Raw genomic sequence first — 24,329 nt, 5'->3', positions numbered from 1 at the left:
CGGTTGGTTCGTTATTTGCCACCCGCCCGCACCCGGAGAACCTCACAGCCACTTCGGCTTTCCCCCACGTGCGGCAGACGGCAGTATGTGAGCAACCGCTTAGTTCGCGATACGAGGATGTGTCCCGTCATGCCTGAAGCCGTCATCGTCTCCACCGCGCGCTCCCCGATCGGGCGCGCCAACAAGGGCTCGCTGGTCAGCATGCGGCCCGACGACCTGACCGTGCAGATGGTCCGGGCGGCGCTGGCCAAGGTGCCGCAGCTCGACCCCGCCGACATCGACGACCTGATGCTGGGCTGCGGCCTGCCGGGCGGCGAGTCCGGGTTCAACATGGGCCGCGCGGTCGCCGTCGAACTGGGCTACGACCACCTGCCCGGCTGCACGGTCACGCGGTACTGCTCCTCCAGCCTGCAGACCACCCGGATGGCGTTCCACGCGATCAAGGCCGGCGAGGGCGACGTCTTCATCTCGGCCGGCGTCGAGACCGTGTCACGGTTCGGCAAGGGCAGCTCCGACTCCTGGCCCGACACGCACAACCCGCTGTTCGCCGACGCCGAGGCCCGCACCAAGGCGACCGCCGAGTCCGGTGCGGACAGCTGGACCGACCCGCGCACCGAGGGGAACGTCCCCGACGTCTACATCGCGATGGGCCAGACCGCGGAGAACCTGGCCCGGCTGAAGGGCGTCACCCGCGAAGAGATGGACGAATTCGGCGTCCGCTCGCAGAACCTGGCCGAGAAGGCCATCGCGGACGGCTTCTGGGCCAAGGACATCACCCCGGTGACGCTGCCGGACGGCACCGTCGTCTCGAAGGACGACGGCCCGCGCGCCGGCGTCACCGTCGAAGGCGTCTCCGGCTTGAAGCCGGTGTTCCGCCCGGACGGCCGCGTCACGGCGGGCAACTGCTGCGCGCTCAACGACGGCGCGGCGGCGCTGGTGATCATGTCCGACACGAAGGCGCGTGAGCTGGGCCTGACGCCGCTGGCGCGGATCGTGTCCACCGGCGTCACCGGGCTTTCGCCCGAGATCATGGGCTACGGCCCGGTCGAGGCGTCCAAGCAGGCGCTTTCGCGCGCGGGGCTGTCGATCGGCGACATCGACCTGGTCGAGATCAACGAGGCGTTCGCGGCGCAGGTCATCCCGTCGTACCGCGACCTGGGCATCGACCTGGACCGCCTGAACGTCAACGGCGGCGCGATCGCGGTCGGCCACCCGTTCGGCATGACCGGCGCCCGGATCACCTCGACGCTGATCAACTCCCTGCAGCACCACGACAAGCAGTTCGGCCTCGAGACGATGTGCGTCGGCGGCGGCCAGGGCATGGCACTGATCATCGAGCGCCTTTCCTGACCCTTCCGCTCCAAGCGCCCCAAGGTGGCCTTGGTTGCGTTGAACGCACCGAAGGCCACCTTGGGTGCGTTCAACGCACCGAAGGCCACATTGGGGCGCTTGGGGCCGGGGTCAGCAGACGCTGTCGGCCGGTTCGGGGTTCGGCAGGCCGAACAGCGGCCGCAGCTTCAGGCCGATCCACGTGCCGCCGAGGGCGAAGATGCCCCACAGCCAGCCGTGCAGGCTGCCGACCGAAATGCCACCCAGGTACGCGCCGATGTTGCAGCCGCCTGCCATGCGGGCGCCGATGCCCATCAGGACGCCGCCGAGGAGCGCGGCGACGGCCGTGCGCCACGGGATCGAGCTGTGGATCTTCCACGCGCCCGCGGCCGCGGCGGCCACCGCGGCGCCGAGCATGATGCCGATGTCGGTGAGGCTGGTCTTGTCCCGCCAGATCGGGGCGGCCAGCGAAGCCGCGTTGGCCTTCTGGCGCCAGAACTCCCACGTCTCCGGGTGCAGGCCGAACACCTGCAGGACCTTCGCGCCCCACAGCGCGAACGCGCTGGTGATGCCCCAGATCCCGCCGGAGACGAGGAACACCGCGGCGGCCAGGACGCCGAGCACGACGGCGCCGGCGAGCATCGGCCAGGAGCCGCGGAAGATGCGGGCGATGCCGCGGGCGGTCGGGACGACGTCCGCCGGTGGCGGCGTGCGGCGGCGCTGCACCGCGCGGGTCGCGAGCACGATCCCGGCGAGGACGGCGATCGTGATCGCCCACGAGCCGAACCAGCCGACGTGGTCGGCCAGCAGCACGCCGGTCAGCTCCGGCCAGCCGGACAACACCGGGTACGCCCAGGTGTAGAGCACCGAGCCGGCGATGAACCCGCCCAGGGTCAGCACGATCGTCGACTGGCCGGAGCCGACCGCGAACAGCGTCCCGGACGCGCACGCGCCGCCGAGCTGCATGCCGACCGCGAAGAGCGTCGCCCCGACGAAGAGGGCGAGGCCGAGGGCGCCCGCGGCCGGGGCCGGCTGGCTGCCGAAGAGGCCGCTGCCGGTGCCCGCGATGAGCGCGATGAGCGTCGCGGCCGTGCCGAGCAGGACGGTGTGGGCGCGCAGGCCCTGTCCGTTGCCAACCGCGATCAGTTGCCGCCACGCCGAGGTGAAGCCGAACCGCGAGTGGAACAGCGCGAGCCCGAGGCCGAGGCCGAGCAGCAGCAGGACGCCGAACTTCGCGCCTTGACTCGCCCAGACGTACCAGGTCAGGCCGGCCGCGAGCACGCCGGCGACGGCCAGCGGGACCACGCGGACGGGGTCCTCCGGCCGCGGCACGGGCGCGGCGCAGGAAGTGGGGAATTCGAGGAACTTCTTGTCACCGGATTCGATCGTCGCCACCGGTACTCCAGGCTCGGGCGGGCAGGACGATCAAAGTTAGGTCGGGTGACCGGCCCGTCGCAGCCCGTCGCACTGTGTGGGATGAACACGGGTGGGACGAACGGAGCAATTCCAATTCACCTGAACGCGGAGAAGGCCCCCTCGGCGCGAGGGGGCCTTCGTGAAGCCACAGCTATTCGTTCGTCTTGACGCACATCGTCGTCGCCGGCTCCGGGTAGACCGCGACGCGCGTGGCGTCGGTGCCCTCGCAGACGTTCTTGTCCGCCTGGCCCGTCGCGACCTTGACGAGCTCGCCGTCCTTGGTCGGGTCGGTGCACGGGACCTTCAGGTAGCCCTTGGTCTGGGACGTGAAGTTCGCCAGGCAGTCGCCCTGCTTCGCGTTGATCATCAGGCACAGCTTGTACGAGCTGCGACCGCTGACCGAGTAGGTGTCGTAGCCCGCGTTCGAGCCGCCGGGGCAGTCCTCGGTGGAGGTCTCCAGCTTCTTGGCGATCTTGACGTTCGCCTTCGGGTCGTTGCAGTCGGCCTTCGCCGGGTCGTCGCCGCCCTGGGTGAACTCGGTGATCGTGAGGCAGTCACCGGCGTTCGAGGTGGCCGGCGACTTCGCGAAGGAGACGATGCCGATGATGACGATCGCGACCACCACGATGGCGCCGATGCCGCCCAGGATCAGCCGGGGCGCCTTCGAGCGCTTCGGCGGGGTCGGCAGCGGAGGCGGGAACCCCTGCTGGCCGGGCGGGAACTGGCCGGGCGGCGGACCGTACTGGCCGGGCTGGCCCTGCGGCGCCTGACCGTACTGGCCGGGCTGGCCGTACGGCTGCTGCGGCTGGCCGCCGGGAGGCGGTCCATAAGGATCGGGCTGACCCACCGGCTGCTGGCCCCCGGGGGCCGGAGGGGGAACGCTCACTGTGAACCTCACACATGTGAAATTGAGAACTGACCGGCTCATCAAACACGCAGGGTGAGGGGCGGCCGCAGCGGGGTCCACAAAAGCACTAATCGCCCACAGAAAAGGCGCCCCGTCGATTACGGAGCGCCTTCACTGCGGAACTGTGAGCCAGATTACTCACGGAAGTACGAAAGCAACCGCAGGATCTCGAGGTACAGCCAGACGAGCGTCGTCATCAGGCCGAACGCGGTGTACCAGGCCCACTTCGACGGCATGCCCTCGCGGATCATCCGGTCGGCCTGGTCGAAGTCGAGCAGGAAGCTGAAGGCCGCGATACCGATGCAGACCAGGCTGAAGATGATGGCCAGCGGCCCGCCGTCGCGCAGCGGGTTGAAGCCGAAGACCAGCGAGCTGATCAGGTTGAACAGCATCAGGATCGCGACACCGACGACGGCGCCGACGATCCACTTGGTCAGCTTGGGCGTGACCTTGACGGCGCCGGTCTTGTAGACGACCAGCATGCCGATGAAGACACCCGCGGTGCCGATGATCGCCTGCAGCGCGATGCCGGGGTAGATCGCCTCGAACACGCCGCTCAGCGCACCGAGGAACAGCCCTTCGGCCGCCGAGTAAGTCAGCGTCAGCGCGCCGCTGGGCTTCTGGCGGAAGATGATCACCAGCGAGATGATCAGCCCGACGATCAGGCCGCCGACCATCGCGCCGATGAGCGCGCCGGACAGCCGGCCGGTCTCGGCCAGCTGGGCCTGCGCCCAGATCGCCGTGACCACCCCGACGAGCAGCGCGACGCCGAGGGACATCCCCGTCTTGACGACGACGTCGTCGACGGTCATCGGGCGATCGCCCTCGCCGGAAGTCGTCCGGCCGGGGCCGTACCCGGGCACACCGCCCTGGGGTTGGTTGAAGCCCGCCGGGGGCCCGTACTGCCCATAAGTCTGGGTTCCGCCACCGGGCAGGTTGCGGAACGCCGGGTTGCTACTGGAACGCACCTGATCCTCCTGGATCTGCTGCTTCGTGGATCATCGCTGCATCGGGTTCAACGACCGCGGCGGGCGCGGGGTTCCCTCGAGTAAAGACAACTTTACTCGACGGCGGCGCGCCTGCCTCGGACGACACGGTCGGCGACGGACATCACGACCGTTCGCCGACAGCCACCCGAAGAGCGGTACACAGTTTCCGCCCTTGGCGCAACGCTCACTTCGCGTGCTCGGATCTTCACCGAATGCGCGTCGGGGACTTGATCAGTCGTGTGACCTGCAGAGACGCCGGGCGCTGCCGCGCGTCGAACGAAGGAGCATTGACACCATGGGGTGGTCAACACGCCCGCGCGCGGGTGTTCGCGCGCTCACCGGTCTCGTCGCCGCGGCCCTGCTCGGCACCCTGTCCGTGACGGTCGGCGCCGCACCCGCCTCGGCCGCCAGCCAGGAAGGCATCGGCTACGAGGTCAAGCCGGGCCAGGACATGGACCCGCGGCCGAGCCGCAACTGGCTCGGCTCGTACGTCGTCGGCGGGGAGCAGGTCTTCTGCGTGAGCTTCCAGCTCAAGGCCCCGGACACCGACGAGCAGTACCGGCCGGGCGACGAGCTGCTCACGAAGTGGGGCACGAAGCTGCCCGCCGACCAGGCGGCGAACATCTCCTACCTGCTGCTGCGCTACGGCGACACGAAGAAGCCGGACGAAGCCGCGGCGCTCGCCCACCTGCTGCACTCGTGGACCGCCGCCCCGCGCACGCCGGCCGACCTGGCCGCGTCGCTCACCTACGACAAGATCGGTTACGACGCGCAGTACCACCTCGACCGGCTGCCCGCGGACGCCAAGGCGGCCGTCGAGCGGTTGCGCACCGAGGCCGAGACCGATCGCGGCCCGTGGACGGCGTCGGTGACCACGCCGAAGGGCGACCAGCACCCCGGCGAGGCCGCCGAGTGGACGGTCACCGTGAAGAACGCCAAGGACAAGGGCGTCCCGGACGTCCCGGTGAAGCTGACCGCGACCGACGCCACCCTTGACGGGAAGGCCGACACTGAGACACGAGGCAACTCGAGCCCGCAGGCCGCCGCGAAGGACGTCACGCTCAAGACGGGCGCCGACGGCACCGTGCGCGTGAAGCTGACCCCGGCCGGGGACCGGCCGAAGCTGGTGGCCGCGCTGTCCGCCCCGGCCGACCGGCCGTACGTGCGGGTGCCGGTCGACACCAAGACGCAGCGCGTGGTCTCCACCGGCGGCGAGCAGGAGCTGACGGCGCAGGGCGTGGTCGAGGTCGCCAAGCCCGGCAAGGTCCAGGTGACCAAGACGGACGCGAACACGGGCCAGGGCGTCGGCGGCGCCGTGCTGCGGATCACCGGCAAGGACCGGACGTCGGCCGCGCTCGGGCAGGACGGCAAGCCGCTCCTCGGCGCCGACGGCAAACCCGCGGTGGTCACCACGGACGGCAAGACCGGCGGCGTGACGGTCGAGAACCTCCGCGCCCCGCAGGAGATCTGCGTCGTCGAGGCGAGCCCGCCCCCGGGCTACACGAACGCCTACGACCCGCGGAACCCGCCGTCGGCGTGCGGCACGGTGAAGCCGGGCGACACGCTCGCCCTGACCGTGACGAACAAGCCGAACGAGGTCCCCCGCGCGATCCCGGCCGGCGACCAGCCGGTCGCGCAGGCGCGCGGTGTCGTCGAGACGAGCTACTCCGTGCCGGGCCTGGCCGGGCTCGGCCTGCTCGTGCTGCTGGCGGCCGGGCTGGCCGGCTTCGCCGCGCGGCGGGCGTCCCGGCGGTAACGGCGTGGCGGACCACAGCGGCGAGGACTGGTTCGTCGACGAATGGCACCGGAGCACCGGCTGGGCGGCCGTCGACGACGAGCAGGGCGACGGCCACCGGGATCCGCCCGCGCCGAAGCCCGGCCGGGGACGGCTGCTCACCGGCTTCGCACTCGGCGCGGCGACGGTGCTCGCGGTGCAGTTCGGCGCCACCGTGCTCAGCGCGCCGCCGGTGGCCGTCGTGACCGGCACGGCACTGCCCGCCGCGGGCGCGGCGGGAGCCGCGGCCTCGGTGCCGTCCCCGTCCCCGACGGCCACCGTTCCCGCGGCTCCGGCCGCGCCGGCCGCGCAGACGCCGTCGTCGACTACGCCATCGCCGTCCCCGCCGCCTCCGCCGCCGCAGCGGCCGGGCACCGTCCGGCTGCCTGCCGGCGGGACGGCGACGCTCGTGCGCCAGGACCTCGGCCCCGGCGGCGAGCTGCCGGTGCCCGCGGACCTCGGGCAGGCGACGTGGTGGGGAGCGTCACTCGAGGCGGCGGGCGGGGCGACCGTGTTCGCCGGCCACGTGAACTGGCGGGGCGCGACCGGGCCGTTCGCCGAGCTGTGGAGCGCCCGGATCGGCACCGAAGTGACCATTGTGGACAGTGCGGGCAAGACGTGGCGGTACCGGATCTCGCAGCTGGTCACGGTGCACAAGAACGACCTGCCGGCCCGCGCCGACGCCCTGTTCGGCCCGTCCGGCCCGCACCGCCTGGTGCTGGTGACGTGCGGCGGCCGCTGGGTCGGCGGATCGGACGGCTACGAGGAGAACCGCGTCGTCATCGCGGACCCCAGCTAAGTTACTCGTGGGTAACATCACGTTTCGACACGGTGGTCGTCGACGTCGGCATGCAGCAGAATGCCCAGGGTCAGGGCGGTGCGGCGAGAGGTGAAAGACCATGGCGACGTTCTTGGTGACCGGGGCGACCGGATTGATCGGGCGTCACTTCACCCGGCTGCTGCTCTCCCGCCCCGACGACGACCGCGTCGCCCTCGTGGTGCGCGCGTCCTCGCGGGCCAAGCTGGCCGCGCTGGTCGACCAGTGGCCGCACTCCGACCGCGTCACGCTCGTCACCGGCGACCTCGGCGAGCCGCTGCTCGGCGTGTCCGAAGCCGACCGGGAACAGCTGCGCGGGAGCGTCGACCACATCGTCCACCTCGCCGCGCTCTACGACCTCACCGCCGACGACGAAGCCAGCATCAAGGCCAACGTGGACGGCACCCAGGCCGTCGTCGACCTCGCGGCGGACCTGCGCGCGGGCTGCCTGCACCACGTGTCGTCGGTGGCCGTCGCGGGCGACCACGAAGGCGTGTTCACCGAGGAGATGTTCGACGCCGGGCAGCGGCTCGTCACGCCGTACCACCGGACCAAGTTCGAAGCCGAGAAGATCGTCCGCGAACAGGACCGGGTGCCGTGGCGGGTGTACCGGCCGGCCGTCGTCGTCGGGCACTCCGAAACCGGCGAAATGGACAAGATCGACGGCCCGTACTACCTCTTCCCCGCGATCAACCGGCTCTCCGGGCTGCCCGACGTGCTGCCGGTCGTCGGCCCCGACCTCGGCGACACCAACATCGTGCCGGTCGACTACGTCGCCAAGGCGCTGCTGGAACTGGTGGTCAAGCCGGGTCTCGACGGCCACGCCTTCCACCTGGTCAACCCCGAGCCGCAGCCGGTCGTCTCGGTGTACAACGCCTTCGCGCGGGCCGCGGGCGCGCCGACGATCACGGTGCAGCTGGGTGAAGGCCTCTCGAAGCGGATCGTCGGGCTGGTCAAGCTGACCGAGCACATCCCCGGCGTCACCATCGCGCGTGACGCCGTGCTCGAGCGGTTCGGCATCCCGCCGGTGCTGCTGGACACGATGGCGTTCCCGTCGGTGTTCTCCTCGGCCGAGACGCGCAAGGCGCTGGCCGGCACCGTCGAGGTCCCGCGGCTGGAGGAGTACGCGCCGACGTTGTGGCGCTACTGGCGCGAGCACCTCGACCCGTTCCGCGCGCGGAAGCACGGCCCGCGCGGCGAGCTGGACGGCCGCCGCGTGGTGATCACCGGCGCGTCCTCGGGCATCGGCCGCGCGACCGCGTTGAAGGTCGCCGCCGCGGGCGGGGTCCCGCTGCTCGTCGCGCGCCGCCAGCACGAGCTGGAAGAGGTGCGCGACGAGATCGTCGCCGCCGGCGGCACGGCGTCGGTGTACCCGGCGGACCTGACCGACGAGGACTCGGTGCGCAAGGCCGTCGACGCGATGCTGGCCGAGCACGGCCGGATCGACATGCTGGTGAACAACGCCGGCCGGTCGATCCGCCGGTCGATCAGGCTGTCGTACGACCGGATGCACGACTACGAGCGCGCGATGGCGATCAACTACTTCGGCGCCGTGCGGCTGATCCTCGCGGTGCTGCCGCACATGTCGGAGCGGAAGTTCGGGCACATCGTGAACGTGTCGTCGATCGGCGTCCAGGGCATCGCGCCGCGCTTCTCGGCGTACGCGGCGTCGAAGGCGGCGCTGGACTACTTCTCGCGGATCGCGGCGACCGAGACGCACGGCGACGGGATCACGTTCACCACCATCCACATGCCGCTCGTGCGCACCCCGATGATCCGGCCGACGAAGATCTACGACGCGTTCCCGACGAAGTCGCCGGAGCAGGCCGCGGACATGGTGATGAAGGCACTCGTCGAGCGGCCGAAGCACATCGGGACCCCGGCCGGGCAAGCGATCGGGCTCGCGTACACGCTCACACCGGGGCTCACCGACGCGATCGCGTACCAGGGTTTCCGGATCTTCCCGGATTCGACCGCGGCGGGCGGTTCGGGCGAACTGAAGATCGGACGTGGCGAGAAACACCTCTCGCGCGCGGCGATGGCGCTGGCCCGGCTTTCGCGCGGCTTCCACTGGTGACTTTCACTGGTGACGCAGGGTTTCCCGGGTGAGGCCATTCCGGCGACACGGCGACACGTGTTGGTGATTCGTTAAGCCGGACGGCGGAGGCGGCGGGTGCCCGGGTACGGTCGGGCGCATGGTTCCTGAGCGCGACCCCGCCGCAACCGCCCTCAACGGCCTCCTCCCCCTCCGTCGTGAATACACCCAGGCTTGGCACGGCTTCGACCGCAACGAAGTCCGGCAGTACCTCGACCACGTCGAGGCCCAGCTGCGCCGGGTGCTCAGCGAACGCGACGCCGCCGCCGCGCAGGCCGCCGCCGCGACCCGCGAGGTCGAGTCCGTCCGGCAGCAGGTCGCGGCGCTGGAAGCACGCGTCGAGGAGCTGAAGAAGCCGCCGGAGCGGCTCGAGGACCTCGACGAGCGGATGCAGCGCACGGTGACGCTCGCGCAGGCCCGCGCGGACGAGATCATCAAGCGCGCCGAGGTGGCCGCGGAGAAGACGTGGGCGTCCTCGACGGAGGCGTCGACGAAGCTGCGTGAGCGGTACACGAAACTGGTGGCGGAGCTGGACAAGCAGGCCGACCTGCTGCACTCCGAGCACGAGGCCGCGCTGGCGGAGACGCGCGCCGAGGTGCAGCGGCTGACGGTCGAGGCCGCCCAGCGGCGGGAACTGCTGGACAACGAGGCGGAGCGGAAGCGCCGGAAGCTGGAGCGCGAGTTCGAGGCGTCCCAGGCGGCCCAGAAGGCGGCGCTGGAGAAGCACGTCGCCGACCAGCGCACGGCGAGCAAGAACCAGGCGGAACGCCGGCTCGCGGAGGCGACGGCGGAGGCGAAGCGGCGCCTGGACGAGGCGACGGCGGAAGCCAAGCGGCGGCTCGACGAGGCGACCACCCAGGCGGCCCAGCGCACGACGGCGGCCAACCGCAAGGTCGAGCGGCTGGCGGAGATCCGCGAGCAGGCGCGCAAGAGCCTGGCGATGGCGGAGGACATCCTCAACCGGAGCGAGACGCAGCTGGCGACGTTGCCGGAGGAAGCGGTGATCCCGCAGGCGTCGAAGCTGGTCGGCGGTGATTCGGAGTCGGCGACCACGCCGTCCGCGCCGGTCGTTCCGGTGGTGCAGCCGTCGATCCCGAAGTCGGCGGCCCCGAAGCCGGCGCCGAAGCCGGCCGCGGCCCCGAAGCCGGCGCCGCAGGCGGCGAAGCCGGCGAACTCGAACGGCCCGGCAACCAAGCCGGCGAACGGCAATGGCGCGAAGCCGCTGTCGCCGACGGGCAGCAAGCCGGGCAACTGAGCCTTTGCGCCGAAGGCCGCCTCGAGTGCTTCGAGGCGGCCTTCGGCGTGTCCCGGGCCTGAGCAGCCCCCGTTTTCCACGCTACCGGCGAGCACCGACAGTTCCGCACCCGCTGACAGCGGCACTCAAGCGCCCCAATGTGGCCTTCGGTGCGTTGAACGCACCGAAGGCCACCTTGGGTGCGTTCAACGCAACCAAGGCCACCTTGGGGCGCTTCAGTTGCGGGCCGTGCGGGGCCAGGGGTTGGCCGCCTCCAGCTGGGCCGCCAAGCCCAGCAGCAGCGGCTCCCCGCCCGGGCGGGCCACCAGCTGCACCGACGTCGGCAGCCCGGAGACCGCCGACCGGCCGGTCGGGACCGTGATCGCCGGGTAGCCCGCGAAGTTCCACTGGCCCGTGAAACCCGCCAGGCGCGTCGACGGGAGGACGTTCGCCAGCCACCGCTTCTCGTGCCAGCGGCCCGCCTTGACCGGCCAGTGCGACAGCGTCGGCGTCAGCAGCACCTCGTGCGACGCGAAGAACTCCTCCGCACGGGCCACCCACCGGTCACGCGTGCGGGCGCGGACCAGGCCCGCCCGCTCGACCAGCCGTCCCGCACGGACGTGGGCTCGTGTCCGGGGCTGCAACCGTGAAACGTCGAAGCCGCGGGCCTGCTCCGCCGGGCCCGCCAGCCAGCGGGCCGTCATGCCCAGGACCATCGACGCCGGGTAGCGCGGGGCCTCCGGCGCGATCGTGTGACCGGCCGCGGCCAGCAGCCCCGCCGCCGTCGAGACCGCCGCCACCAGCTCCTTCGGGACCGGTGAGTGCAGCAGCGGCACCGTCGTCGACATGCCGATGCGGACCGGAGACGGCGAAACCACCGAAGCCAGCGAAGGCGAGTCGGCCAGCACCGACAGCAGCAACGCCGTGTCGGCGACCGTCGTGGCCAGGGGGCCGTGGACCGACATGCCGAACCAGCCGCCCTCGGCCAGCAGGTCCGCGCCCGGCTTCAACCCCACCAGGCCGCACATCGCCGCCGGGAGGCGGACCGAGCCCATGCCGTCCGACCCGTGGGCCAGCGGGACCATCCCGGCCGCCACCGCCGCCGCGCTGCCGCCCGACGAGCCGCCCGCGGCGTACGTCGGGTCCCAGGGGTTGCGGGCGATGCCGTCCGGGGTGTCGCTCATGGGCCAGATGCACAGCTCCGGCACCCGCGTCAGCCCGACGATCACCGCGCCCGCCGCGCGCAGCCGCGTCACGATCACGCCGTCCGCGTCGACCCGCGCGGACGAGCCCGCCAGCGAACCGTGTGACGCGTACTCGCCGGTCATCTCGGTGACGTCCTTGACCGCGACGGGCACCCCGGCCAGCGGCAGCGACGCGAGATCCGGCCGCGCGGCGACCTCCGCGGCTTCCTTCAGCGCCTCCTCGGCACGCACCCGCCGGAAGGCACCGACGACGCCGTCCGCCGCGGCGATCCGGTCGAGGGCCTCCTCGGTGACCTGCACTGGGTCGAGCTTCCCGGCCCGGACGGAGTCCGCGATCTCCACTGCCGTGCGCACCATGATCGCGACCCTAGCCCACGAAAAGGTGACAGCGGCAAAGAAAATGTCTCAGATCGCCCCGGCCCGCAGCGCGTAGGCGACGGCGTGGGCGCGGTTGTTCAGGCCGCAGCGCGTCATCAGGCCGTAGAGGACGTTCTTCACGGTCCGCTCGGAGTAGCACAGCTTCGCCGCGATCTCCTCGGTCCCGAAGCCCTCGGCGACCAGGCGCAGCACGTCGCACTCGCGGGCCGCGAGCCCCGACAGCGTCAGCCCGTTCGGCTCCAGGACGTCCTTGCGCATCCGCTGCACCTGCGCGAGCAGCGCGCCCTGCAGCCGCGGCGGCAGGTTGGCCGTGCCGTCGCCCGCGGCGAGCACCGCCGTCACCAGCTCGGCGCCGCCGGTCTCGCGGCGCGGCAGGATCGCCACCACGCCGCACTCCAGCGCCGCCATCAGGTCGCTTTCGCGGAAGTGCTCGACGACCAGCACGACGTGGGACGCCTTGGCCGCCCGGATCTCGCCGAGGACGGTCTCGGTGACGTGGTCCTCCATCACCAGCAGCACGTCCGGCACGAGGTCGGTCAGCCGGACGTCGGGGTGGTTGTCCAGGAGGCTCACCGCGCCGGCGTGCGTGATCGGGTCCGAGGCGAGGACGCTCACTTCGACGGGCTTCATGGGGGCAGTGTGGACGGCGTGTCTTCACGCCTTCCCTATTCCGTCTTCACGCCCGTGAAGACAGCTCCCCGAACGCCGCCCGCGCCCGCTCCAGGCACCCGGGCATCCGCCCGGCCGCGCCGGCCCACTCGCGCTTGGCGTGCAGGTATTCCTCGCGTGCCTCGGGAGTCCAGCCCGCCAGCCCCGGTTCCACCCGGGCCTCCAGGTCGGCCAGCAGCTCGCCGAGCTCCCCGGTGATCGCGCCCATCCGGTCCAGCACCAGATCGGCGAAGCTGAAGTCGAGCCGCGTCACGGCAGGCGCGGCCGCGGCATCGGGCCGCCGGTCGCCTCCAGCAGCTGCGCCAGCCGCGACAGGATCACGTCGAACTCCTGCTCCCAGTCGCTCATCGCCTGGCCGAACCGCACCGACGCCTCACCGCGCCACGACGCCTGGACCATCGCCATCTCGCTGTTGACGTCGCGCAGGCGTGACCGTGCGCCGTCCAGCGCGTGCGCGAAGCAAGCGGCGGCCCGCTGCATGTCTTCGGTCGGCATCCGCGGCTCCTCTCGGGCACCCCGAGCGTGGCGCACGCCGTGGCGGCGCGGAACCCCGCCCGGCTGCCGTTGCCCGAATGTCCGCCATCCTTGCCTGCCGGTTCACGACGTCCGCGTATGCTCACGGCAGGCATCCGGCGCGTGACGATTCGTCGCGCACGAAGGGAGACCGATGTCGGCCGCGGACGGCTCCGCACCGAGACTCCAGCTGCTGGGCCCCCTGAAGGCCTGGCAGGGCGAAACGGAGCTCGACCTCGGCTCCGCACACCGCCGGACGGTCCTCGCCGCGCTGGCGATGCACCCGAACCGCACGGTTTCACGCGAAGAGCTGATCGACGCCGTCTGGGGCGACGCGCCGCCGCAGAGCGCGCAGGGCTCCATCTACACCTACGTTTCCGGGCTGCGACGCGCACTCGAACCCGGCCGGGCCAAGGGCGAGGGCCCGCAGCTGCTCGCGTCGATCGGTTCCGGCTACTCCCTGCGCCTGCCCGCCGAAGCGATCGACGTCCACCGGTTCGAAGCCCGGCGCGAGCAGGCGCAACGCCGGCACGCCGCCGGTGATCTGCGCGGGGCCCGCGAGGCCTTCGACGACGCGCTGGCGCTGTGGCACGGCGTTCCGCTGTCCGGCCTGCCCGGGCCGTTCGCCGCCGCGCAACGCGCCCGGCTCACCGAAGTGCGGCTCGCGACCATCGAGCGGCGCGCCGAGGTCGTGCTGGATTCGGGCGGGCACACCGAACTCGTCGCCGAACTGACCGCGCTGACCCGGGAACACCCGTTCCGCGAGACGTTGCGCGGGTTGCTCATGCGGGCACTGGTCCGGGCCGGGCGGCGGACCGAGGCGATCGCGGTCTACGCCGACGTCCGCGACCGGCTCGTCGAGTCCGCGGGCACCGAACCCGGCCCGGCCCTGCGGCGGCTGCACGACGAACTGCTGGCGGCACCGGCCGCGGAGCCCAAGCCGCCGCCCGTTGCGGTCGTGCCGCGGGTGCCGGCCGCGGCGCTGCCGGAGCGGACGGAGATCTTCGTCGGCCGGGAGGCCGAGCTCGACCGGCTGCACGAAGCCGTCGCCGATCTGGGGGCCGGCGTGGGGCGGTCGGTGTGGCTGGAAGGCGAACCGGGCAGCGGCCGGACCGCGCTGCTCGCCGAAGTCCTCGCCGCGGCCCGGGATTTCGGGCCGGCCTTCGCCGCCGCGGACGCGCTGGACCAGCGGTTCGCCCTGCGGCCGTTGCTCGACGCGCTGGGCGTGCACCCGCGCGCCACCGACGCACGCCGGGCCGCGCTGGCCACGCGGCTGGCCGAACAGCCCGGCGAGGACGCCGTCGACGACGTGCTCGCGCTGGTCCGCGAGCTGTGCGCGGAAGCGCCGCTCGTGCTCGTGGTCGACGACCTGCAGTGGGCCGACGACGCCACGCTGCACGTCTGGCGCTACCTGAGCCGGGAGACGCGGCAGCTGCCGTTGCTGCTCGTCGGCGCCTGCCGCCCGGTACCGCGGCCGGCCGCGCTCGAAGACCTGCTTGACAACGATGACATCACCGTCCTGACCCTGCCGCCGCTGGCCGAGGACGCCACGCGCGAGCTGGCCACCGAGCTGGCCGGCGCGCCACCCGGGCCCGGGCTGCAGCTGCTCGTCTCCTACGCGGCCGGAAACCCGCGCTACGTCAGGGAAATCGTCGAGACGCTGCTCGCGCAGTCGGTGATCGTGCTCGACGGCGTCCACGCGCACCTGGACGGCCATTCGTCGCTGCCGATCCCGTCGCCGCTGGCCTCGCGGATCACGCTGTACCTGAACTTCCTCTCCAGCGGGACTCGCGACACGCTGCGCTGGGCCGCGCTGCTGGGCCGCGAGTTCTCGCTGGCGGACATCGCCGTCGCCACCGAGCGGCCGCCGACGGCGCTGGTCGGCGCGGTCGACGAGGCGATCACGTCCGGGGTGCTCGTCGAATCGGGCGACCGGCTGGCGTTCCGGCACCCGCTCGTGCGCCGCGTGCTCTACGAAAAGACGCCCGCCGCGATGCGGGTCGCGTTGCACCGGCAGCTGGCCGAGGCCTTCGCCGCCGCGGGCGCACCGGCCGAACGCGTCGCCGAGCAGCTCGCCGCCGCGCCCGCGCCGGTGGACCCGTGGGTGACCGGGTGGCTGCTGGAGCACATCGGGGCGGTCGCCACCGGGACCCCGCGGGTCGCGGTGGACCTGCTGCGCCACGCCGTCACCCAGGGCACGTTGCCGCCGGACGCGCGGGAGACGCTGACCGCGACCCTGGCCCGGCTGCTGTTCTGGCTCGGCCGGGAACCCGAAGCCGAGGCGCGCTCGGTCGTCGCCCGGACGTCCGACAGCAGGCGCGCGGCCGAGATGCGCTGGATCCTGGCGTACGTCTACTACCGCCGTGGCGACTTTTCGGAGGCGACCGCCGAGCTCAAGCGGACCCTCGACGACGCCGACGTCCCGGAGATGTGGCGCGGGCGGCACGAGGCACTGCTGGCCACGCTGGAGAAACTGGGCGAGGAGACGGCGCTGGCACCGGCCGGGCTGCACCCGCTGGACGACGCGGCGCTGACCGTGCCGAAGCTCGACAGCCTCGACGACGCCGCCGAGCCGCTGGACGCCGCCCGGCGGATCGCCGCGACCCGCGCGGTGCCGGGCGAGATGCACCTGGCCGGCGCGGTGCACTACTACTGGCTGGGCCGCTGGCCGGAGGCACTGGCCGAGCTGGACGCGGTGATCCGCGACGGTGCGGAAACGGCGTCGTACGTCCTGCGCAGCCCGGGTTCGGCCCTGCTGGTGCACGGCGTCGGCGCGCTGATCGCCGGCCACCGCGGCGAACCGGGCCAGGCGAGAACCCACCTCGACGCGGCCGACCGGCGGCAGTGGCCACCGGGCCTGGAGCCCGACGGCGGCGACTTCCTGCTCGCGGCGCGGGCACTGCTGGCCGAGCAGGAGGGCCGTCCGGAGGCGGCGCTGGCGGCGTTGTCGCCACTGCTGGCGGAAAACCACCCGCCGGCGGCCCGCCACCAGTGGCTCCCCGACCTGGTCCGGCTCGCCTTGTCGCTCGGCGACCGGCCGCGCGTGCAGGAGGCGTTGCGCCTGCTCGAACCCGAGGGAGAGGTCCCACCCGCCCACGCGGCGGCGGCCGCACACTGCCGCGGCTTGGCCACCGGCGACCCCCAGCCGGTCCTGACGGCGGCCGGGCACTACCGGACGGCCGGCCGGCTGCTCAAGCACGCCAAGGCCACCGAGGACGCGGCGATCCTGCTGGCGGAGTCCGGTGAGCTGGCGGAAGCACGCACGGCGTTCCGCGGCGCGTTGACGGCGTACACGACGATGGGCGCGGTGTGGGACGTGCGACGCGCGGAGACCCGGATGGGGCCGTTCGGCATCCGGCGGGCGCCTTCGGCCCGCCCGCAAGCCACCGTGGGCGAGTGACCACGCGCTCAGCGCCCCAATGTGGCCTTCGGTGCGCTCAACGCACCCAATGTGGCCTTCGGTGCGCTCAACGCACCCAATGTGGCCTTCGGTGCGTTGGACGCAACCAAGGCCACATTGGGGCGCTGGGGAGGGTGCGCGCAACCTTGTCGGGGGTTGCCACGTCGGTAAGGTCACCGGAGTAGTCGGTACCGAGATGTCCCTGGGGGAAGGGGTCTGGGGCGCGAGTCCCAGAGGGGACGGCAACGACATGCCAGGGGATGCGGACACCGGCCTGCGGGTGGGCGTGCTCGGCCCGCTGCGGGCCTGGCTCGGGGCGGCCGAAATCGGCCTCGGCCCCGCGCGTCAGCGTGCCATCTTCGCGGTGCTCGCGGTCAACGCCGGCCGTCCGGTGCCCCGTGCCGAGCTGATTGCCGGGGTCTGGGGTGACTCCGCGCCCGCGAGTGTCGAAGGCAGCGTCCACACCTACGTCTCCGGGCTGCGGCGGGCCCTCGAACCGGACCGGTCGCGCTGGTCGGCGGCCAGCGTCCTCGTGTCGGATCCGGCGGGCTACTCCCTCGTCCTCGGCGAAGACGCACTCGACGCCGCCCTGTTCGAACGGCACCGCGAACGCGCGCAGCGGCACCTCGAGCGGGGCGACCCGCGGGCGGCGGTCGCCGAGCTCGACGACGCTCTCGCGCTCTGGCAGGGCGAGGCCCTCTCCGGCGTGCCCGGCGGGTTCGCCGAGCGGCACCGCGAATACCTCGCCGAGCTGCGGCTGAACACCCTCGAACGACGTGCCGAGGCCGTGCTCGCCCTGGGCGGGCACCTCGATCTCGCGCCCGAGCTGGCGGTGCTGGCCGGCGACCACCCGCTGCGGGAATCGCTGCGGGAATCGCTCATGCTCGCCCTCTACCGCAGCGGACGGCCCGCCGACGCCCTCGACGTCTTCCGCGACGCCCGCGCCACGCTCGTCGCGGAACTCGGCGTCGAACCCGGTCCCGCGCTGCAGCAGCTGCAGCGGCAGATCCTCGCCCAGGACCCGGCCCTCGACGCGCCCGCCGCGCCCGTCGTCGTCACCGGGCCCCGGCTGTTCGGCCGGGAAGCCGAAATGACGAAACTCGCCGAGCTCGTCGCCGGCGTCCGGGCCGGCCGGGGACGCGCCGTCTGGATCGAAGGGGACGCGGGCATCGGCAAGTCCTCGCTGCTCGCCGGCTCGCTGCCGGACGGCGCCGGTTTCCAGCGGCTCTGGGCGGCCGCCGACGAGCTGAGCACCCGGTTCCCGCTGCAGGTCGTGCTGGAGTGCCTGGCGATCGACGCGCATTCACCCGACCCGCGGCGCGCGCGGGTGGCGAAGGAGCTCGCGGGCGAAGGCCCGGCGCGGCGCAGCTGGGGCCCGGCCGACCCGGTGCTCGGCGCCGTCGACCGGCTGCTGGCGCTGGTCGACGAGCTGTGCGCGCAGTCGCCGCAGGTGCTGGTGATCGACGACCTGCAGTGGGCCGACGAAGCTTCCGTGCTGGTCTGGCACCGGCTCTGCGCGGCGACCCGGCAGCTGCCGCTGCTGCTGGTGGCCGCGACCCGCCCGGCGCCGGACCGCGCCGAGCTCGCCCAGCTGCGCCGCGGCGTCCAGGCACGGGACGGGGTCGTCCTCGACCTCGCGCCGCTGACCGGCGAAGACGTCGGCAGGCTGATCGAGGACCAGCTCGGGGCGCCACCCGGGCCGGGGCTGCGCGAGCTGGCCGCCCGTGGTGCCGGAAACCCGTTGTACGTCAAGGAAATGGTCGACGTCCTGCGGCGGGCCGGCGCGGTGGCGGTGAGCGGCGGCCAGGCCGACGTCGACGACCCGGCGGAGTTCGAGGCACCGCGGTCGCTGGTCGCCGCGGTCGACCGGCGGCTGGACTTCCTGACCGCGCGGACGCAGGAAGTGCTGCGCTGGGGCGCCCTGCTGGGCATGGAGTTCGCCGTCGGCGACATCGCCGCGGTGCTCGGCAGCCGGCCGTCCGACCTGCTGGCGCCGCTCGAAGAAGCCGTCGCGGCGAACGTCCTCATCGACACCGGGACGCAGCTGGCGTTCCGCCACCCCCTGCTGCGCCAGGCGCTGTACGACCGGCTGCTGGCCGGGACGCGGGCGGCGCTGCACCGGCAGGCCGCCGAAGCGCTCGCCCGCATCGGCGCGCCGGTGAAGCGCGTCGCCGAGCAGCTGGTGGCGGCACCGGCCACAGTGGACGAATGGGTGCTGGACTGGCTCGCCGCCCACCACCCGGTCGTCTCGACCCGGGCCCCGCTGATCGCGGTGGAGCTGCTGGAACGCGCGCTGGCCGCGTGCTCCGGCACCGACCAGCGCCGCGAGACGCTGCTCGTGGCGCTGGTCAAGGTGCTGTTCCGGCTGGAACGCAGCCCGGAAGCCCTGACGCGGCAGGCGCTCGAGGTCGCCACCGACCCGGACGCCGTCGAGGAGATGCGGCACGTGCTCGCGGCGCTGCGGCACCGCCGTGGGGACACCGAAGGCGCCGTCGCGACGCTCGCCGCGTGGGTCGACGACCCGGCCGTGCCGGAGCTCTGGCGGGTCAAGCACCGGCAGCTGCTGGCGAACTTCCGGCGCGGCAGTCTGTCCGATTTGGACGCTGCGGAGAAGACGGCGCGCGAGACGAAATCGCTCGCCGGCGGCGACCGCTACCTGACCGCGCACGCACTGCAGTCGTTGTGGCTGGTCGACTCGGTGCGCCGCGAGCACGACCGCGCGCTCGCCCACGTCGACGCGGCGATCGAAGCCGTCGGCGACGAGCACGAGCTGGCCGACCTGCACCTCGACCTGCTCGACAACCGCGTGTTCACGCTGCAGAACCTCGACCGGCTGGCCGAAGCGGACGAAGCCCTGCGCGCGGCGGGCGAAGTCGCCGCCCGGCACGCGCTGCCGGTCGGGCTGCAGGTGTCCGTCGCGGTGCACCGGTACTGGGAAGGCCGCTGGGATGAGGCGCTGGTCGAGCTGGACACGGTCATCGAGGACGGCCCGGCGATCACGTTCTACGGCCTGCGCGAGCCCGGCCCGGCGGCGCTGCTGCTGCACGGCGTCGCGGCGCTGATCGCGGGCCGCCGCGACGACCGGGCGCAGGCCGCGGCCCACCTCGACGCGGCCGAGGAGTACGCCCCGGCGACCGGCGCCGAACGCGAGAGCTTCGACTTCCTGCTGGTCGCCGACGCACTGGCGGCCGAGCAGAACGGCGACCGGGTCCGCGCGCTGGCCGTCCTCGAACCGGTCCTGAACCCGACGTACGCGCAGATGATGCTGCGGCACCAGTGGCTGCCGGCGTTCGTGCGGCTGGCGATGGAGCAGGACGACGTCGGCCGCGCGCGCCGGGCGCTGGCGGTGTGCGAGGAAGAGGCGGCGAAGGAACGGCGCCCGGCCCGGGCCCACGCGGCGGCGTCGTGGTGCCGCGGGCTGATCGAGGAGGACCCGGCGCCCGTGCTGGCCACGGCCGAACACTTCCGCGCGGTCGGCCGCCGCCCCGAGCTGGCCTCGGCGCTGGAGGACGCGGCGGTGCTGCTGGCCCGCGCGGGCCACCTGGACGCGGCGCAGGCGGCGTTCGAGGAGGCCGCCGAGCTGTACACGGCACTGGCCGCGCGCTGGGACCTGCGGCGCGCGGAAACGCGGCTGCGCCGCCTCGGTGTCCGCCGCGGCGCGTTGTTCTCCCCGATCCGCCCGGGCCACGGCTGGGAGTCGCTGACGCCGATCGAGATCCGCATCGCCGGCCTGGTCGCGGAGGGCCGGTCGAACCCGGACATCGCCGCCGAGCTGGCCCTGCCGCGGCGGACGGTCCAGGCGCACGTCGCGCGCCTGCTGGGCAAGCTGGAGACGCAGTCCCGTTCGGGCGTCGCCGACGCCGTCCGCCGGCGCGCGCCGGGCTGATCGTGGGTTGCGCTGCCGGAAAAGACGGTGAGCACCGACCCGGCCGGGTCGGTGCTCACCGAACTGCTGCGAGGAGCCGTGGGCCCCGTGTCAGCAGGGCGTGGACGACAAGGTGATGTAATAGACCGGATCCCAGTTGACGTAGTCGGCTGTCCCCGCCCACTGGCAACGGATCACCCTGCCGTTCTGGTCGAGGATCCGCATGCCCGCGTTTCCGGTTTGGCTGTTGCTGATGGAGCCCGAGTCGCCGTAGAAGTTGCTCAGCGAATACGTGCCGTAGTTGTAGAACTGGAACTCCCAGCCACCGTTGGGCCCCCAGCTCGGAGTGGCACAGGCGTAGCCGGTCGGGCAGTCGTGCACCTCGCCGACCGAGACCCAGACGCGCCGGGCCGGAGCCGGCGACGTCGACGGCTCGGCGGCCGCGACCGACGCCGATTCGGCGGTGCCGGCGGGCGCTGCCTGCGCAGGCAGGACACCGGCGGTCATGAAGCCCACCACGATGCCGATGACCGCCACGATCCGGCGCTGTCGAATCCTCACTATTTCCCCCTAGGTCCGTTTGAGCCGGACCGTACCGGCATTCCGGGCGAAGATCAAGTTCCTGGAGCAACCCGGCGAGGGTCGATCGAAACCACGAATTCACAGTGCGTTGGCCTTGGCGACCCGGCCGAGGAAGCGACCCGAATCCTTGACCGTCCGGCGTTGCGTCTCGAAGTCGACGTGGATCAAGCCGAACCGCTGCGTGTACCCCATGGCCCACTCGAAGTTGTCCAGCAACGACCAGGCGAAATACCCGCGGACGTCGACGCCGAGACGAAGAGCGTCGTGGACCGCGCGCAGGTGCTCCATGAAGTAGTTCACCCGGGCCGCGTCGTACACACGGCCGTCCACGACCGTGTCCACAAAGGACGCTCCGTTCTCCGCCACCACCAGGGGGAGGCCACCGGACCGGGCGGAAACCCACTCCAGCAGCGAGGTGAGCGTCGAAGGCGACTGCTCCCAGCCGAACGCCGTCAACGGCGGACGGGCCGGCAGCACATCCATCCCTCGCAATGTCGGCAGCGGGCAGTTGCTCGGCGCCTGCGGGTCCTCGAGCGGCGTCACGCGGGCCGGGGCGTAGTAGTTCACGCCCAGCCAGTCGATCGGGGCCGCGATGACGTCCGTGTCGCCATCGCGGACACACTCGACGAACCGGCCCGCGGCCGCCACCACGTCCGCCGGGTAGCCGCGGCCCAGCACCGGGTCCAGGAAGAACCGGTTGTGGATGCCGTCGAACTTCCGCGCTGCCTCGGCGTGCGCCGGCGACGAGCCGTCCGGGATCGCCGGGGCGAAGTTCAGGGCCAGCGAGAACTCGTGACCCGGCCGGGCCTGCGCCGTCAGCGCCCGCGTCGCCAGGCCGTGCGCCAGCAGGAGGTGGTGGGCCGCGACCAGTGCCGTGTCGTGGTCCTGGACACCGGGAGCGTGCACCCCGCTGCCGTAGCCGAGGAACGCCGCGCAGAACGGCTCGTTGACCGTCGTCCACTGGCGCACGCGGTCGCCGAGCGCGGCGTGCACGACCGCGGCGTAGTCGGCGAACCGCGAAGCCGTGTCGCGCTCCGGCCAGCCTCCGGCGTCTTCGAGCGCCTGCGGCAGGTCCCAGTGGTAGAGCGTCAGCACCGGCACGACGGCACGGCTCAGCAGTTCGTCGACCAGCCGGTCGTAGAAGGCGAGGCCGGCCGCGGACGTCGTCCGGCCGTCCGGCATCACGCGCGGCCACGCGACCGAGAACCGGTAGGCGTTCAGGCCGAGCCCGGCCAGCAGGCCGATGTCCTCGGGGTAGCGGTGGTAGTGGTCGCAGGCGACGGCGCCGGTCGCACCGCCGAGCACCTTGCCGTCGGTGGCCGCGAAGGTGTCCCAGACGGACGGCCCGCGGCCGCCTTCGGTGACACCGCCTTCGACCTGGTAGGACGCGGTCGCCGCGCCCCACAGGAAGCCGGTCGGGAAGGTCATACCGGTGCCCCTTTCAGAATGCCCCGCACGATGTGGCGGCCCAGCAGCAGGAACAACGCGATGACCGGCACGACGGCGACGGTCGCGCCGGTGAGCATCAGCGCGTAGTCGGTGTAGTAGCCGCTGGCCAGCTGCGACAGGGCGACCTGCACGGTCGGCGTCTCGTTGGGGTCGAGGACGACCAGCGGCCAGAAGTAGTCGTTCCACGTGGCCATGAACGTCAGCATCGCGAGCACCGCGGCCGGCGCGCGCAAGGCGGGCACGGCCACGTGCCAGTAGGTGCGCAGGATCGAACAGCCGTCGACGGTCGCGGCGTCGACGAGGTCCGGGCTGATCGCGTTTTCGCAGGCCTGGCGCATCCAGAACACGCTGAAGGCGCTGACCAGCGCCGGCACGATCACCGCTTCGAGCCGCCCGTACCAGCCGAGGTCGCCGATGACGAGGTAGAGCGGGATGACGCCGAGCTGCGCCGGCACCATCGCCGAGCCGACGACCAGCAGGAACAACGTGTTGCGGCCGGGGAACCGCAGCCGCGCGAAGGCGAATCCGGCGAGGCTCGCCAGCACGACGTTGGCCGCCATCACCGTGCCCGCGACGATCAGCGAGTTCCCGATGGCCAGCCAGAAGTCGACGGTGTCGAAGACGCGCCGCACGTTCCCGGCCAGGTTCCCGCCCGGCAGCAGCAACGGCGACGTCTCCCCGATCGCGGCGTTGTCGCGCGTGGCCACGACGAACGACCAGTACAGCGGGAACACCGACGCGCCGAGCACCCCGGTCAGCACCGCGTACACCCAGCCGCCGGGACGGCGCCGCGCCGTCACGCCGACCTCACGAACCGGCGCACCAGCCGGTAGTTCACCAGCGCGAACAGCGCGCAGATCACGAACATCACCCAGGTCAACGCGGCCGCGTAGCCCGCGTCCAGGCGCGTGAACCCCTTTTCGTACAGGTACATGACCAGCGTCTGGAACTGGCGGTCGTTGCCGCCGGTCCCGGCCGAGCCGCCGGCGTCGAACAGCTGCGGCTCGGCGAACAGCTGCAGGCCGTTGACCGTGCCCGCGATGGCGGTGAAGGCCAGCGCGGGCCGGATGCCCGGCACGGTGATCGACCAGAACGTCCGCCACCGCGAAGCGCCGTCGAGTTCCGCGGCCTCGTACAGGTCGCCGGGGACGGCCTGCATCGCGGCCAGGTAGATCAGGGCGTTGTAGCCGGTCCAGCGCCAGAGCACCATGCTCGCCACGGCGAAGTGCGAAGACCAGGTTGTCGCCCGCCAGTTGACCGGCCCTGCGCCGAACCAGCCGAGGACTTCGTTGACCACGCCGTAGTCGCGGCTGAACAGCTGCCCGAACACCAGCCCGACGGCGACGACCGACACGACGTTCGGCAGCAGGACCCCGGTGCGCCACCAGGTCGCGGCGCGCAGCGGCCGGTCGAGCAGCGCCGCGATGCCCAGGGCCAGCAGGAATTCCGGGACCGCGGCGAGCAGGAAGATCGAGACCGTGTTGGCGAGCGCGTTGTAGAAGTGCGGATCCGAGAGCAGGTCGCCGTAGTTGGCGAGGCCGAAGCCGCCCTGGTCGCCTTCGAGCAGGTTCCAGTCGTGCAGTGAAACCCACGCCGTGTACAGCAGCGGGAAGGCGCCGAAAACCACGAACAGGGCGAAGAAGGGCGCGACGAACAGCAGCGGCGTGACCGTGCGGTCCCAACGGGCGAGCCGGTGCTGCACGCGCG

Annotated in this window: 18 protein-coding genes; 7 read left to right on the top strand and 11 right to left on the bottom strand. The window is 72.5% G+C overall.

Annotated features, from left to right (window positions below; all coding sequences use genetic code 11):
• Positions 1-129 precede the first annotated feature (129 nt).
• Entirely contained in the window at positions 130-1,350 is a 1,221-nt protein-coding gene (locus ACLJQE_RS23285) for an acetyl-CoA C-acetyltransferase (protein WP_410641422.1), read from the top strand.
• 111 nt (positions 1,351-1,461) lie between these two features.
• Here the strand turns inward: ACLJQE_RS23285 and ACLJQE_RS23280 are convergent, their stop codons facing one another.
• From ACLJQE_RS23280 to ACLJQE_RS23270, 3 genes are all read right to left on the bottom strand, one after another.
• Positions 1,462-2,724, bottom strand: a complete 1,263-nt coding sequence (locus ACLJQE_RS23280; protein ID WP_410641421.1) for a YeeE/YedE family protein — start codon at positions 2,722-2,724, stop codon at positions 1,462-1,464.
• 172 nt (positions 2,725-2,896) lie between these two features.
• Positions 2,897-3,592 (bottom strand): hypothetical protein, encoded by a 696-nt coding sequence (locus tag ACLJQE_RS23275; RefSeq protein ID WP_410641529.1) that lies wholly within the window; start codon positions 3,590-3,592, stop codon positions 2,897-2,899.
• Positions 3,593-3,786: 194 nt separating this feature from the next.
• Positions 3,787-4,620, bottom strand: coding sequence for a Bax inhibitor-1/YccA family protein (locus ACLJQE_RS23270; protein ID WP_410641420.1), 834 nt, complete (start codon positions 4,618-4,620; stop codon positions 3,787-3,789).
• A gap of 316 nt (positions 4,621-4,936) precedes the next feature.
• On the opposite strand from ACLJQE_RS23270, the gene ACLJQE_RS23265 reads away from it, so the two are divergent.
• From ACLJQE_RS23265 to ACLJQE_RS23250, 4 genes are all read left to right on the top strand, one after another.
• Entirely contained in the window at positions 4,937-6,397 is a 1,461-nt protein-coding gene (locus tag ACLJQE_RS23265; protein ID WP_410641419.1) for a collagen binding domain-containing protein, read from the top strand.
• A gap of 4 nt (positions 6,398-6,401) precedes the next feature.
• Positions 6,402-7,214, top strand: a complete 813-nt coding sequence (locus ACLJQE_RS23260; protein ID WP_410641418.1) for a class F sortase — start codon at positions 6,402-6,404, stop codon at positions 7,212-7,214.
• 100 nt (positions 7,215-7,314) lie between these two features.
• Positions 7,315-9,309 carry an SDR family oxidoreductase gene (locus tag ACLJQE_RS23255; protein WP_410641417.1) on the top strand — a complete coding sequence of 665 codons (1,995 nt, stop codon included), beginning with the start codon at positions 7,315-7,317 and terminating at the stop codon, positions 9,307-9,309.
• A gap of 118 nt (positions 9,310-9,427) precedes the next feature.
• Complete coding sequence (locus ACLJQE_RS23250; RefSeq protein WP_410641416.1) at positions 9,428-10,582, top strand: cell division protein DivIVA; 1,155 nt, start codon at positions 9,428-9,430, stop codon at positions 10,580-10,582.
• Between the two features lie 215 nt (positions 10,583-10,797).
• Here the strand turns inward: ACLJQE_RS23250 and ACLJQE_RS23245 are convergent, their stop codons facing one another.
• From ACLJQE_RS23245 to ACLJQE_RS23230, 4 genes are read right to left on the bottom strand one after another with little or no spacing between them, the layout of a single operon-like run.
• Complete coding sequence (locus ACLJQE_RS23245) at positions 10,798-12,123, bottom strand: amidase (RefSeq protein ID WP_410641415.1); 1,326 nt, start codon at positions 12,121-12,123, stop codon at positions 10,798-10,800.
• Positions 12,124-12,171: 48 nt separating this feature from the next.
• A complete protein-coding gene (locus ACLJQE_RS23240; RefSeq protein ID WP_285986199.1) occupies positions 12,172-12,774 on the bottom strand; it encodes a helix-turn-helix transcriptional regulator in 603 nt (200 codons plus the stop codon).
• A gap of 46 nt (positions 12,775-12,820) precedes the next feature.
• Entirely contained in the window at positions 12,821-13,066 is a 246-nt protein-coding gene (locus ACLJQE_RS23235) for a WXG100 family type VII secretion target (RefSeq protein WP_410641414.1), read from the bottom strand.
• Positions 13,063-13,308: a WXG100 family type VII secretion target gene (locus ACLJQE_RS23230; protein ID WP_410641413.1), complete on the bottom strand. Its 246-nt coding sequence runs from the start codon at positions 13,306-13,308 to the stop codon at positions 13,063-13,065. Before ACLJQE_RS23230 ends, ACLJQE_RS23235 begins: the two co-directional genes overlap by 4 nt.
• A gap of 172 nt (positions 13,309-13,480) precedes the next feature.
• On the opposite strand from ACLJQE_RS23230, the gene ACLJQE_RS23225 reads away from it, so the two are divergent.
• Both ACLJQE_RS23225 and ACLJQE_RS23220 read left to right on the top strand, forming a co-directional pair.
• A complete protein-coding gene (locus ACLJQE_RS23225; protein WP_410641412.1) occupies positions 13,481-16,726 on the top strand; it encodes a BTAD domain-containing putative transcriptional regulator in 3,246 nt (1,081 codons plus the stop codon).
• Between the two features lie 250 nt (positions 16,727-16,976).
• Positions 16,977-20,612: a BTAD domain-containing putative transcriptional regulator gene (locus tag ACLJQE_RS23220; RefSeq protein ID WP_410641411.1), complete on the top strand. Its 3,636-nt coding sequence runs from the start codon at positions 16,977-16,979 to the stop codon at positions 20,610-20,612.
• Between the two features lie 90 nt (positions 20,613-20,702).
• Here ACLJQE_RS23220 and ACLJQE_RS23215 read toward each other — a convergent pair whose 3' ends face one another.
• From ACLJQE_RS23215 to ACLJQE_RS23200, 4 genes are all read right to left on the bottom strand, one after another.
• Entirely contained in the window at positions 20,703-21,152 is a 450-nt protein-coding gene (locus ACLJQE_RS23215; RefSeq protein ID WP_410641410.1) for a hypothetical protein, read from the bottom strand.
• A gap of 99 nt (positions 21,153-21,251) precedes the next feature.
• Positions 21,252-22,601, bottom strand: a complete 1,350-nt coding sequence (locus ACLJQE_RS23210; protein ID WP_410641409.1) for a GH1 family beta-glucosidase — start codon at positions 22,599-22,601, stop codon at positions 21,252-21,254.
• Positions 22,598-23,422 carry a carbohydrate ABC transporter permease gene (locus ACLJQE_RS23205; RefSeq protein ID WP_410641408.1) on the bottom strand — a complete coding sequence of 275 codons (825 nt, stop codon included), beginning with the start codon at positions 23,420-23,422 and terminating at the stop codon, positions 22,598-22,600. Before ACLJQE_RS23205 ends, ACLJQE_RS23210 begins: the two co-directional genes overlap by 4 nt.
• On the bottom strand, positions 23,419-24,324 hold the full coding sequence (locus ACLJQE_RS23200; RefSeq protein ID WP_410641407.1) for a carbohydrate ABC transporter permease: 906 nt from the start codon (positions 24,322-24,324) through the stop codon (positions 23,419-23,421). Before ACLJQE_RS23200 ends, ACLJQE_RS23205 begins: the two co-directional genes overlap by 4 nt.
• Between the last annotated feature and the right edge of the window lie 5 nt (positions 24,325-24,329).

Origin of the sequence: Amycolatopsis sp. lyj-346 (genome assembly GCF_046548975.1) — a bacterium.
GTDB lineage: Bacteria > Actinomycetota > Actinomycetes > Mycobacteriales > Pseudonocardiaceae > Amycolatopsis.
This window is presented reverse-complemented; position numbering and strand designations above follow the sequence as displayed.

What these genes read in the sequence shown, in the direction of transcription:
- ACLJQE_RS23240 (WP_285986199.1), bottom strand. Translation starts at nt 12,774, where the DNA reads ATGAAGCCCGTCGAAGTGAGCGTCCTCGCCTCGGACCCGATCACGCAC.
- ACLJQE_RS23210 (WP_410641409.1), bottom strand. Translation starts at nt 22,601, where the DNA reads ATGACCTTCCCGACCGGCTTCCTGTGGGGCGCGGCGACCGCGTCCTAC.
- ACLJQE_RS23245 (WP_410641415.1), bottom strand. Translation starts at nt 12,123, where the DNA reads ATGGTGCGCACGGCAGTGGAGATCGCGGACTCCGTCCGGGCCGGGAAG.
- ACLJQE_RS23250 (WP_410641416.1), top strand. Translation starts at nt 9,428, where the DNA reads ATGGTTCCTGAGCGCGACCCCGCCGCAACCGCCCTCAACGGCCTCCTC.
- ACLJQE_RS23255 (WP_410641417.1), top strand. Translation starts at nt 7,315, where the DNA reads ATGGCGACGTTCTTGGTGACCGGGGCGACCGGATTGATCGGGCGTCAC.
- ACLJQE_RS23285 (WP_410641422.1), top strand. Translation starts at nt 130, where the DNA reads ATGCCTGAAGCCGTCATCGTCTCCACCGCGCGCTCCCCGATCGGGCGC.
- ACLJQE_RS23225 (WP_410641412.1), top strand. Translation starts at nt 13,481, where the DNA reads ATGTCGGCCGCGGACGGCTCCGCACCGAGACTCCAGCTGCTGGGCCCC.
- ACLJQE_RS23265 (WP_410641419.1), top strand. Translation starts at nt 4,937, where the DNA reads ATGGGGTGGTCAACACGCCCGCGCGCGGGTGTTCGCGCGCTCACCGGT.
- ACLJQE_RS23220 (WP_410641411.1), top strand. Translation starts at nt 16,977, where the DNA reads ATGCCAGGGGATGCGGACACCGGCCTGCGGGTGGGCGTGCTCGGCCCG.
- ACLJQE_RS23230 (WP_410641413.1), bottom strand. Translation starts at nt 13,308, where the DNA reads ATGCCGACCGAAGACATGCAGCGGGCCGCCGCTTGCTTCGCGCACGCG.